Here is an 11401-nt window from a genome sequence, read left to right on the forward strand (position 1 = left end):
ACCGACTCATGCGTCTGATCGATTTTTTCGACCGCGGCGTCAGCATCAATCCATCGCGTACCTGCCTGAAGGATGCGACGGTCTCGCGTACCTTCCGCGAGGTACAGCTGCGCAGCTACCGGATCGCAAACGCACTTGCATCAGCCGGCCTGAAGCCCGGCCAGATGGCCGCGGTCTACAGCCCCAATGGAGCAACGGCTTTCGAGTGCATTCTGGGCATCATCCGCGCCGCCAGTATCTGGGTGCCGATCAACGCTCGCAACTCCGCGGAGGACAACGCCTACATTCTCGACAATTGCGACGTCGAGGTGCTGTTCTATCACAGCGAATTCGAAGCCAACGTACAGGTCTTCCGCAAGGAGTGTCCGAAGGTCCGCCACTATATCTGCATCGACAAGGCCGGTGCCGACGCGCCGTTTCTGATGGACTGGATCGCGGATGCGCCCGAGACGGATCCAGACGTACCGGCGGATCGCGACGCGCCGATCTCGGTGTTCTCTTCGGGCGGCACCACCGGCCGGCCCAAGGGCGTGCTCTGGACCCACCTGGTCTGGGAAACCATGATCTCGAACTTCTTCACCTCGATGTCGGTGAAGAAGCCGCCGGTCCATCTGGTCGTGGCACCGATGACCCATGCAGCAGGCGGCGTCGGCATCATGCTGATGGCCGTTGGCGGGACCCAAATCATCCTGCCGGGCTTCGACGCCGCCAAGGTGGTCAACGCCATCGAGACCGAAGGCGTGACCCATATGTTCCTGCCGCCGACGGCGATCTACATGCTGCTCGCGCATCCCGGCATCAAGCACCATGATTTCTCCTCGCTCGAACACTTCATCTATGCCGCCGCGCCGATGTCGATCGACAAGCTGAAGGAGTGCCTCGACGTCTTCGGACCGGTGATGTCGCAGACCTTTGGCCAGGCCGAGGCGCCGATGCTGTGCACCTTCCTGTCGCCGCAGGAGCATCTGGTGATCGGCGATCCCGACAAGGAGAAGCGGCTGGCGAGCTGCGGCCGTCCGACGCTGCTGACGCCTGTCGAGATCATGGACGATGACGGCAACCTGATGCCGACCGGCGAGCGCGGCGAGATCGTGGTGCGCGGCAATCTGGTGATGCCCGGCTACTACAAGAACCCCGAAGCGACCGCGGAGGTATCCACTTTCGGCTGGCATCACACCGGCGACATCGGCTTCAAGGACGAGGACGGCTACGTCTATATCGTCGACCGCAAGAAGGACATGATCATCTCGGGAGGCTTCAACGTCTATCCGAGCGAGATCGAACAGGTGATCTGGGGGCACCCCGCGGTGCAGGATTGCGCCGTGATCGGCGTGCCCGACGAGAAATGGGGCGAGGCGGTCAAGGCCGTCATCGAACTGAAAGACGGCGCGAGCGCCGAATCCGACGAGATCATCGCGCTCTGCAAGAAGAAGCTTGGCAGCGTGAAGGCGCCAAAGTCGGTGGAATTCTGGGAGAGCCTGCCGCGCAGCCCGGTCGGCAAGGTCCGCAAGAAAGATATCCGCGAGATCTTCTGGAAGGGACGCACGCGCGCGATCTGAACAGGGAAAAGCCCATGAACATCGCCATGGTACTCGCCAATGCGGCGAAGGCGTTCGCAGACCGCCCGGCGGTCTGCCTCGGCTGCGAGACCGTTCACAACTACGCGCAGCTTCTGCAGCGCAGCGCCGCGCTCGGTGCCGCGCTGCGTAACAAGGGCTTAGCGCCGGGCTCGCGGGTCGGCGTCTTCCTGTCGAACCGTCCCGAGTATTTCGAGATCCTGTTCGGCGCCTGGTTCTCGGGGCTGGCGGTGGCGCCGATCAATGCCAAGCTGCACCCGAAGGAGCTCGCCTATATCATCGACAATTGCGCGGCCTCGGTGCTGTTCACCGACATCGAGGGCGGACTTTCGCAGCCAGGCAATGTCGTCGATGTCGACGGCGAGGCGTATCGCGCGATGCTCGCGACCACGCCTCCGGACTTGCGGCCAGCGTCGGCCAAGCCCGACGACATCGCGTGGCTGTTCTACACCAGCGGCACGACCGGCTATCCGAAGGGCGCGATGCTGACCCATCGCAACCTCTACAACATGACCATGAGCTTTCTTGCCGACATCGGGCCGGTCGACGAGACCGACGCTTCGCTATACCCGGCGCCGCTGTCGCATGGCGCGGGTCTGCTCGCGCTGGCGCATCTTGTGCGCGGCGCGGCCAATGTCGTGCCGGAGAGCGGCGGATTCGAGCCGGGCGAGATCGTCGATCTGATCAATCGCTATCCGGGGAGTTCGTTCTTCGCTGCGCCGACCATGGTGAACCGGCTTGTGACGTCGCCGTCGTTGGCGGATCTGAAGGTGGAGAATCTCGATCACATCTTCTACGGCGGCGCGCCGATGTATGTCGAGGATCTCAAGCGAGCGCTGTCGGTGCTCGGCCCGCGGCTGTGGCAGGCTTATGGCCAGGGCGAGTCGCCGTGCACGATCACTTATCTGCCGCCGCACATGCACCTCGACAGCGGCGACGGCCGTCTCGATGACCGGCTATCGTCGGTGGGCATTCCGCGCACCGGCGTCGCCGTCCGCGTCGTCGACGCCGAAGGCAACGACAGGCCGCCGGGCGAGAACGGCGAGGTCATCGTCGCCGGGGACGTCGTGATGGCCGGTTACTGGAACAACCCGTCCGCGACGGCGCAGGCGCTGCGCGACGGTTGGCTGTGGACCGGCGACATCGGCACCTTCGATGCGCATGGCTTTCTCTATCTGAAGGACCGCTCCAAGGACGTCATCATCTCCGGCGGCTCCAACATCTATCCGCGCGAGGTCGAGGAGGTGCTGCTGCGCCATCCCGCCGTGACGGAGGTCAGCGTCATCGGCCGCCGCCATCCGGACTGGGGCGAGGAGGTCATCGCCTTCGTGGCGTCGTCGGCACCGGTGACGGCCGAAGAACTCGACGCCTTCTGCATCGAGCACATCGCCCGCTTCAAGCGGCCGAAGTCCTACCGCTTCCTGCCGAGCCTGCCGAAGAGCAACTACGGCAAGATCCTCAAGACCGAAATCAGGAAGCTCATCGAAAGCGAAACGGCCGCATAATCGGCGAAGGAAACAAGGAGAGCGCATAATGACCACGATCGTTGCAGGCGTCGGCATGATCCCGTTTGCGAAGCCGGGCGCTTCGGCACCCTACGACGCGATGGGCGAGGAAGCCGTGAAGCTGGCACTGGCGGATGCCGGGCTCGGCTACGACGCCATCGAACAGGCCTATGCCGGTTTCGTTTACGGCGACTCCACCGCCGGCCAGAAGGTGCTCTATCGCGTCGGCATGACCGGCATTCCGATCGTCAACGTCAACAACAACTGCTCTACCGGCTCGACCGCGCTGTACCTGGCGCGGCAGGCGGTCCAGAGTGGTGCGGCCGATTGCGTGCTGGCCGTCGGCTTCGAGCAGATGCGCCCCGGTGCGCTGGGCTCGATCTTCGAAGACCGTCCGTCGCCATTCGCGGATTTCGACCGCGTCACCGACGATCTGGTTGGTCATGGCGAGATCCCGTTGGCACTGCGTTATTTCGGCGGCGCGGGCAAGGAGCACATGGAGAAGTATGGCACGCAACTCTCAACCTTTGCCAAGATCCGCGCCAAGGCGAGCCGCCATGCCGCGAAAAACCCGCTGGCGCTGTTCCGCAAGGAGATGACCGAGGGCGACGTGATGCAGGCGCCGGTGATCTGGGAAGGCGTGATGACGCGCTCGATGGCGTGCCCGCCGACCTGCGGCGCCGCCGCCGCCGTGCTGGTCTCTGAGGCCTTCGCCAAGCGCCATAACCTCAACGACAAGGTCCGGATTCGCGCGCAGGCGATGACGACCGACCGTCCCAGCACCTTCGAGACCCGCGACATGATGCGGGTGGTCGGCTTCGACCTGTCGAAGTCGGCGGCGGAAAAAGTCTACGAGAAGGCCGGCGTCGCGCCCGACGATGTCGATGTCGTCGAACTGCACGACTGCTTCGCTCAGAACGAACTCATCACCTACGAGGCGCTCGGCCTCTGCGGCGAGGGCGAGGCCGAGAAATTCGTCGTCGACGGCGACAACACCTATGGCGGGCGTTTCGTCACCAATCCGTCCGGCGGCCTGCTCTCCAAGGGCCATCCGCTCGGCGCAACCGGCCTCGCCCAGTGCTACGAACTCGTCCATCGGCTGCGTGGCACCGCCGAGGCGCGGCAGGTCGACGGCGCGCGGCTCGCGCTGCAGCACAATCTCGGCCTCGGCGGCGCGGCCGTCGTGACGCTGTACGAAAAGAACTGAAACCGGTAACAGGGACAGTAAGGATGTCGCAGCGGCTCAAGGACAAGATCGCGTTCGTGATGGGAGCCGGCTGCGTCGGTGAGGGCTGGGGCAACGGCAAAGCCACCGCCGTTCTCTTCGCCCGCCAAGGCGCGACGGTGATCTGCGTCGACCGCGATATCGCATCGGCCGAGCGTACCGTCGCGATCATCGAGGGCGAGGGCGGCAAGGCCAGCGCGCTGCGCGCCGACATCACGTCGGCGGCGGACATCGATGCGGCTGTCGGCACCGCCGTTACTCGTCACGGCCGCATCGACATCCTGCAGAACAATGTCGGCATCGCCGAACCCGGCGGTCCCGAGAATATCGACGAGGCGAGCTGGGATCGCGTGATGTCCGTGAACCTGAAGGGGTTCTTCCTGACCTGCAAGCGCGTGCTGCCCGAGATGGTACGGCAGGGCGGTGGCGCGATCGTCAACGTGTCGTCGGTCGCATCGATCACGACGATCAGCGTGCCGATGATCTCCTATTACTCGTCAAAGGCCGGCGTGAATCACTTTACCCGTGCGGTCGCGGTCGAATACGCGCCGAAGGGGATTCGCTGCAACGCGGTTCTGCCGGGCCTGATGAACACGCCGATGATCGTCGAGCCCTACAAGCATGTCTATGATTCCGTGGACGACATGATCGCCAGGCGCGACGCCATGGTGCCGATGGGCAAGATGGGCACCGCCTGGGATGTGGCGCATGCCTCGCTGTTTCTGGCATCGGACGACGCGAAATATATCTCCGGCGTGCTGCTCCCGGTCGACGGCGCGCTCACCTGCCGAACGGGCTGATCGGCAGTTCTGCTATGCCGGTCATCCGGTTGCGGCGGACGGTCGAATAATCTGCGGACCGGACCAAGCGCCCGCCGCGCGAGTTCCGGATCTCGGCATCTTTTCACCCGAGTTGGTCGAGCGGATAAGCGGCGGCTGGAGGATCACGTCCAAGGGACGGGCAGTGCTCGAGTTCATCGAAGCGCTCCCCGCGCGGTCAGGGTAGATAAGTCTACATCCAACGGCCCCTTTTGCCTTTAACCCGGCTTCACTGCGGAATCTGACGTGAAGATACCACTTTGCTGCGCGCTGCCGGGCCGTAACCAATGCAAATCCGTCTTCAGGAAAAAATCGCGTGTTCGCCACGCATCGGTAGCGCCGGACGACACCGTTTTGCGATGATAGTGAAAACTCAAAGTCGTCATCCGCAATGAAGTCGTCGGGCGTGCCATTGGTCGATTCCTGCAAGGGGACGTTGACCCTCGTTGAGAGCATTAGCTCGGTGCCGGCGGATGCCGGCCTTGCTTGGGGTACGCCGCAGGCGCCCGTTGGCGCTGCACCGACGCCCGGCGCAGCGCTGCCGAAGGACGAGAAGCCGAAAGTCTGGGCGGCTGACATCCAAATCACGCCCCAACGGCAAGTTTCTGTATTCGACCGAACGTACCACCAGCAAGATCGCTTTGTTCACCCTGGCACCCGGAACCGGCAGGCTCGCCTACGTCGCCAGTTTCGCGACCGAGGCGCAGCCGCGCGGCATTGGGATCGACCCGAGTGGCCAGTACCTCGTCGCGTCGGGTGAAAAGTCGGATCACCTTTCCTACAAGGTCGACCAGAGCACGGGCAAGCTTGGCGAGGCTCATCGCTATCCAGTGCGAAATGGAGCGAACTGGGTGGAGATCATCGACGTGCAGTGAGCGTGCGCGCTTTGCGGACGCAGGCGGATCGAGCGTTCGGTTCCTCCGGCCAATTTGCCGATGGTTGGCTACTATCGAAACAGAGATGAGCGCTTGACACTCGCCTGCCAGCGAAGGCGGCTCTGGCCGGGATCAAACTTGCGTTTTTGAGACCATTACGCGAACGAAGCGGCAATCGTTTCTGTGGCGGTAACTGTGGCGGTACCGAATCCTCAGGCAACCGCCGCGTCGCAAGCGCCTGTAATCATTGGTGGGCCCGGCAGGACTCGAACCTGCAACCAGACCGTTATGAGCGGCAGGATATCGGACGCGATCGTTGATTTTCATGCATTTTCGTCGGAGATTGATCCCGTTCATTGCGTTCTGGTGAGATCGTTTCCGGTACGAAACTGGTGCGGCAGACGTTGAACGTCTGGAGGACCATGGATTTGCGCATGAGGACGAATGCGAACGTTGAGCTCGACGCCGGCAGCAAGACATTTGCCTCAGGCCTCCTGCCGGATTTGATCGGCGCGTTACGCCGGAGCCGTAGGGGCGATCTTGTCGCGGTGATCAGCAGCGATCCGAACATCGGCCCCGATCTCGAGGCATGGTGTCGCTTCACCCGCAACAGTTTGGTCGACACCGTAGTCGAAGACGGTCGCACACGATGGGTGCTTCGGTACGGAGAGGCCCCTGAGAATGTGGGAGAAGATCGGCCTGTCGGCTCTCGACTATGGCTTTACACCAACTTCGATTGCAACCTCAGCTGCGACTATTGCTGCGTGCGCTCGTCACCCAAAGCTCCGCGGCGGGCGCTAGGCGTCGAGCGGGTGCGAAGGATCGCAATCGAGGCCAGGGAACTCGGCGTGAGCGAGATTTTTGTCACCGGCGGTGAGCCGTTCATGCTGCCGGATATTGGCGAGATTCTCGCCGCATGTGCAGCGACGGCGCCGACCACCGTCCTCACCAACGGCATGCTGTTTGCCGGAAGTCGGCTCGAAACGCTGCGCGCGTTGCCGCGAGAGCGTGTAACCTTGCAGATCAGCCTCGACAGCCCCACGCCGGAGCGCCACGATAGCCATCGTGGAGAGGGGACATGGGCGCGCGCCTGGAATGGAATCGAGCGCGCCCGGGCCGAAGGATTCCGCGTGCGAGTGGCGGCCACAGTGTCAAGCGACGCGGAGGCCGTTGAGTTTCGGAGCTTCCTTGATGGCCATCACGTGAGTGAGGAGGACCGCGTGATCAGGCGAATTGCGCTGCGAGGCTCCGCCACGCGGGGCATCGCGTTGGCAAGGGCGGATCTGGTCCCCGAGGTGACGATCACCGCCGAAGGCGTCTTTTGGCATCCGGTCGGAGCCGAGGATAACGACCTGCTGGTCCGCCGTGAAATCTTTCCGCTCGCTGAATCCTTCGCAGCTGTACGCCGCGCCTTCGACCACGAATCTGAGCATGCGCGCCGGTTGGCAATGATTTTCAATTGCGCCTGATAAAGGCGCAGACTGCGCTCAGAGCAGCATCGGGCTTTTTGGCTCGGCCGCTAGGCCAAAGGCCGCGTTAAGAAGCCCTGTTGCGCGGAGGCTTCCCGCAACTCACTATATGCTTCAAGCTGCGGCGCTATCCATTGGCGCAGCCCTTCCGCCTCGAGCACAGGACGATGCGTCGGGTTGTCGTAGCTCATCCCGAATAGCGCTTTGGCGAACCGCTGCTCCAAGGACGGATCCAGATCGGGCCGAGCAGTGAACATGCAATGATTATAGGACGGCGAGGTCCAGATCTCGGTCAGCGCGCCTTCGGGTACCAGACGCTCGTTACGCACCGCGTTCCAGAAGGGGCTGCCGATTGCGCCGGCATCGGCGCGACCGTCGAGGACCGCACGAACGACTTCGGACTCGCTTGCACCCGTGTCACCGTGCTTGCCGAGGTCGGTGTTGAAGCGCAGCGTTTGGTAGTCTTTCCCCTCAACCAATTCGTCGCGCTGCAGGAAATGAACCGGGAGGATTGCCGCATGGCCGCTGTCGCGGCTACCGAGCGCCAGGGTGCGGGTCTTAAGATCAGCGAGGCTAGCGACGGGCCCGCCGGTGACGGCGACAATCTTGGTCATCCAGCCGACGTCCGTGTCGCGCATCGCGATTGGTCGGCAGCGATGGTCGCTCCAGGCGTCGGCCTGGATATAGGCAAGGTTCGTATTCCATCCGATGTCGATGCGCGGCAGCCGATCGCCAGGCGAGGCCAGGAGGGCAGCGACCTGTGCCTCGTAGCTCTGAAACAGCACCACCTCGACGGGGAGACCCGCTTCCTCGACAAAGTACCGCCGCATGCCCTCCCAGATACCAACCACCTTTGGATCATAAGCGACGGCGCCTACCCAGATCGTCTGGTTCATGATTGCATCTCGCTTCTCGAGCTCGATATTCAAATGTCATTGATCGCGATCCGAGCGCTGCCAGGCGGCGCAGCGCTCGCGCGCTCAGAACAGCGGTATTCCCAAGATGGCCTTGCCGATGAACTCGCGTAGAACATCGCCCGTTGGCGCCATGACAGCGCCCGCATGAGCGTCGCGGAACAATCGCTCGATCGCCAGATGCCTGGAAAACGCAGCGCCTCCGCACACCCGCATTGCCGCCGAGGTAACAGCGATGGCGACATCACCTGCCGCCGCCTTGCTCTCGAGCACGCGCAGCATGGTGGTATCTCGCGGGTGCTCAAGATGGTCGACGAGATCGTCGACGCGCGCCGCAAGCCCATCGGTGTCGATCTGCATCGTCGCAAGCTGTACGCGAAGGGTCGGCAGGCTCTCGCCGAGGGTCTGGCCCAAATGCTCGAAGCGAGCGCTATTGAGGTGCGCCGCGGTCCCAGCCACCGCTGCCCGGCAAAGTCCAAGCGCCACCGCCGATGCGCCGAGGTTGAATAGCGGAAGCACGACCTCCAGCATCGCCTTGAACCCGGCGCCGTCGTCGGTCAGCTGGAAGCCAGGCGCGACCTCGCAATCATCGAGGGTCATTGGTGCGGAGGCGTTGGCGCGTAACCCAAGACCATCCCATGGGCCGGCGATCGACAGTCCGGGTGTGCCACTGTCGACAAGATAAAGGGTTGAATCCGTGGGGCTCTTGCCTTCAGGGGCGAGCGCCGAAACAACGTAGCTTTGCGCATGGCCGGCGCTTGTCACCCATGATTTCTTGGCTGTGAGACGCGCGTTGTCAGCGTTTCGCTTCGTCCGCGAGACGGGCGCCCAGAAGTGGCTGCGCGATCCAGCTTCGCTGAATGCCAGGGTGCTCAGGTGCTTTCCGGCCGAAATGTCCTTTAGCGTCTGAGCGACCGTGGCATCCGGACGGGCCGCCGCAATCATTGCGGTAGCGCTCATGTGCATCAGGTAAACCATGGCGGCGGACGCGTCCGCCTCTGCGAGCGTTGCGATGACGGCAGCCAAGGTCCGGGGTCCCAGGGCCGAACCGCCGACCTCAGTGGGCAGCATGGCTCCCAGCAATCCCGCCGGACCAAGCGCCGCGATTGCCTCGGACGAAAATCGAGCTTCCTTGTCGTTCTGCCTGGCCGCCGGTGCGAGAACGCGATCGGCGATTTCTTTGGCATTCGAAACTGCGGTCTCGTGATTCATGGCGATCCTCGACACCTAGTGGTTATCAATTTCGAAAATATCGATCCGCTCCCTTTGCGACCGATGCTACGCGACCCGCGCCATCGGATCAACACGACTGGCTTCGGGTATGGCAGGTTCTTGCCGCACCAACAGCCAGTGCAGACCGTCGCCATTACGTTCTTCAAAGCCGTCTTGTTACATCACCCGAAACCTATTTTTTTGTGACGTCGGCGAGACCCCGGCGGCGCTTGCCCGCTGCCAGGGAGAACGCTACCAATAATCGGCAACAACGTGACAAGGTTTGTCTGGCGATGGCGATCAATGATGGCGGGATCCCGCCCATCCTCGCGCAAAAACATTACGCGCAGCCGTCCGCATTTACGCCGGAAAATCTGCTGCGCGAAGCGCGCAGGCAAAAGCGGATTACGGACGCTAGCATTCCCGATGTCTGCGTGCTCGATCCTGACGGCGACATCGTGCGTAGCCTGCTCGCTCGTGGTGAAGCCCGGCTCGAACCGGCATGGGCCTGCTACCACACCCAGCTCTACACTTTCAGCCGCGGCGGGATTGATTTTGGGATTGTCGGCTGCGCTGTCGGCGCCTCGTTCGCGGTGCTGATTGCCGAGGAGATGTTCGCTTCAGGCTGTAAGCTCCTGATTAGCGTCACCTCCTCCGGACAGATCGTGCCGGTACGCCCGCCGCCTTATTTCATCATCATCGAACGCGCGCTGCGCGACGAAGGTACCAGCTATCACTACATGGCGGCGTCCGACTATTCGCATGCTGATGCCGGATTGATCTCGGCGCTCAATGGCGCATTCGACGAATTCTCCGTGCCGGTGATCACAGGGGCGACCTGGACGACTGACGCGCCGTTCCGGGAAACCCAGCGGGCGATCGACGCGATGCGCGAACGGAACCTGATGGCAGTCGAAATGGAAGCCGCTGCGCTCTATGCGTTCGCGCAAGTCCGACAAAAGCCCGTCGTGTGTTTTGCCCATGTGACAAATCAAATGGGACGTGTCGACGGCGATTTCGAAAAGGGCGAGGGAGACGGCAGCCATGACGCGCTTCAAATGATCGCGATCGCCGCGGATCGCCTCCGGTCATGGCTGCGATGAGCGTCGCGGCGATCGGGATCATTTGCAAGGCGCCGCAGCCCGGCCGCTCAAAGACGCGGCTTGCAACGGCCATTGGCGAAGTTGCAGCATCAGAGTTATCCGCCTGCTTTGTGCGCGATGTCGCGGCAACAATCGAAGCGGTACCCGAAGCGCTCGGCAGGCGCGGCTACGGCGTTTATGCTCCGGCGGGCGCCGAAGACATCGTGCAGCGGCTGCTTCCGGCAGGGTTCGGACTGTTGCTGCAGGCCGGCGACGATTTGGGGCACGTGTTGCTTGGCGCTACGCGTACTCTCCTGCTCGCCGGACATGATTGCGTCCTGCTCGTCAATGGCGATAGCCCAACCCTGCCGCCGCGTTTGCTGATTCAGGCTGTTGAAACGCTTCGCCAACCCGGAGACCGCATGGTGCTTGGGCCAGCAAGCGACGGTGGCTACTATCTCATCGGCTTGAAGCATCCGCACAAGCATCTGTTTACGCAGATCGCATGGGGAACAGAAACCGTAGCTCGCAGTACATGCGACCGGGCTGCCGAAATCGGGCTTGCCGCGACGTTGCTTCCGGAATGGTACGACGTCGACGACATTGAGACGTTGCGTTGGCTACAGGATGAACTGGCCGGCCATTCGAGCCGCTTTCGTGGCGGCGGCTTTGCCGCGGCGAGCCGGGCCTTTATCAAGGCGGCGCCGCAGCTAAGCCCGTGACG

Annotated in this window: 10 protein-coding genes; 8 read left to right on the top strand and 2 right to left on the bottom strand. The window is 62.9% G+C overall.

Annotated features, from left to right (window positions below):
* Nucleotides 1-8: 8 nt before the first annotated feature.
* The 6 genes from AC5ZGW_RS26260 (at nucleotide 9) to AC5ZGW_RS26285 (ending at nucleotide 7469) form a co-directional block, all read left to right on the top strand.
* Nucleotides 9-1559: an acyl-CoA synthetase gene (locus tag AC5ZGW_RS26260; RefSeq protein ID WP_130224598.1), complete on the top strand. Its 1551-nt coding sequence runs from the start codon at nucleotides 9-11 to the stop codon at nucleotides 1557-1559.
* 14 nt (nucleotides 1560-1573) lie between these two features.
* On the top strand, nucleotides 1574-3082 hold the full coding sequence (locus AC5ZGW_RS26265) for an AMP-binding protein (RefSeq protein WP_130224600.1): 1509 nt from the start codon (nucleotides 1574-1576) through the stop codon (nucleotides 3080-3082).
* Nucleotides 3083-3110: 28 nt separating this feature from the next.
* The gene (locus AC5ZGW_RS26270; protein ID WP_130224602.1) at nucleotides 3111-4289 is read left to right on the top strand and encodes a lipid-transfer protein; all 1179 of its coding nucleotides are present in this window, start codon (nucleotides 3111-3113) and stop codon (nucleotides 4287-4289) included.
* Nucleotides 4290-4312: 23 nt separating this feature from the next.
* The gene (locus AC5ZGW_RS26275; protein WP_130224604.1) at nucleotides 4313-5107 is read left to right on the top strand and encodes an SDR family NAD(P)-dependent oxidoreductase; all 795 of its coding nucleotides are present in this window, start codon (nucleotides 4313-4315) and stop codon (nucleotides 5105-5107) included.
* A gap of 491 nt (nucleotides 5108-5598) precedes the next feature.
* Nucleotides 5599-6000: a beta-propeller fold lactonase family protein gene (locus AC5ZGW_RS26280; RefSeq protein ID WP_245474591.1), complete on the top strand. Its 402-nt coding sequence runs from the start codon at nucleotides 5599-5601 to the stop codon at nucleotides 5998-6000.
* A 434-nt stretch (nucleotides 6001-6434) separates the two neighbouring features.
* Nucleotides 6435-7469 (top strand): Rv1681 family radical SAM protein, encoded by a 1035-nt coding sequence (locus AC5ZGW_RS26285; RefSeq protein ID WP_130224608.1) that lies wholly within the window; start codon nucleotides 6435-6437, stop codon nucleotides 7467-7469.
* Between the two features lie 50 nt (nucleotides 7470-7519).
* On the opposite strand, the gene AC5ZGW_RS26290 is transcribed toward AC5ZGW_RS26285, so the two are convergent.
* A complete protein-coding gene (locus tag AC5ZGW_RS26290) occupies nucleotides 7520-8365 on the bottom strand; it encodes a phosphate/phosphite/phosphonate ABC transporter substrate-binding protein (RefSeq protein ID WP_130224610.1) in 846 nt (281 codons plus the stop codon).
* 84 nt (nucleotides 8366-8449) lie between these two features.
* Nucleotides 8450-9595: an acyl-CoA dehydrogenase family protein gene (locus AC5ZGW_RS26295; RefSeq protein ID WP_130224612.1), complete on the bottom strand. Its 1146-nt coding sequence runs from the start codon at nucleotides 9593-9595 to the stop codon at nucleotides 8450-8452.
* On the opposite strand from AC5ZGW_RS26295, the gene AC5ZGW_RS26300 reads away from it, so the two are divergent.
* Entirely contained in the window at nucleotides 9538-10698 is a 1161-nt protein-coding gene (locus tag AC5ZGW_RS26300; protein ID WP_349645056.1) for a nucleoside phosphorylase, read from the top strand. The genes AC5ZGW_RS26295 and AC5ZGW_RS26300 overlap by 58 nt on opposite strands.
* Nucleotides 10695-11399: a TIGR04282 family arsenosugar biosynthesis glycosyltransferase gene (locus tag AC5ZGW_RS26305; RefSeq protein WP_165435104.1), complete on the top strand. Its 705-nt coding sequence runs from the start codon at nucleotides 10695-10697 to the stop codon at nucleotides 11397-11399. The genes AC5ZGW_RS26300 and AC5ZGW_RS26305 overlap by 4 nt, the downstream gene beginning before the upstream one ends.
* Nucleotides 11400-11401 lie beyond the last annotated feature (2 nt).

It is taken from the genome of Bradyrhizobium sp. Crot121 (assembly GCF_059512385.1).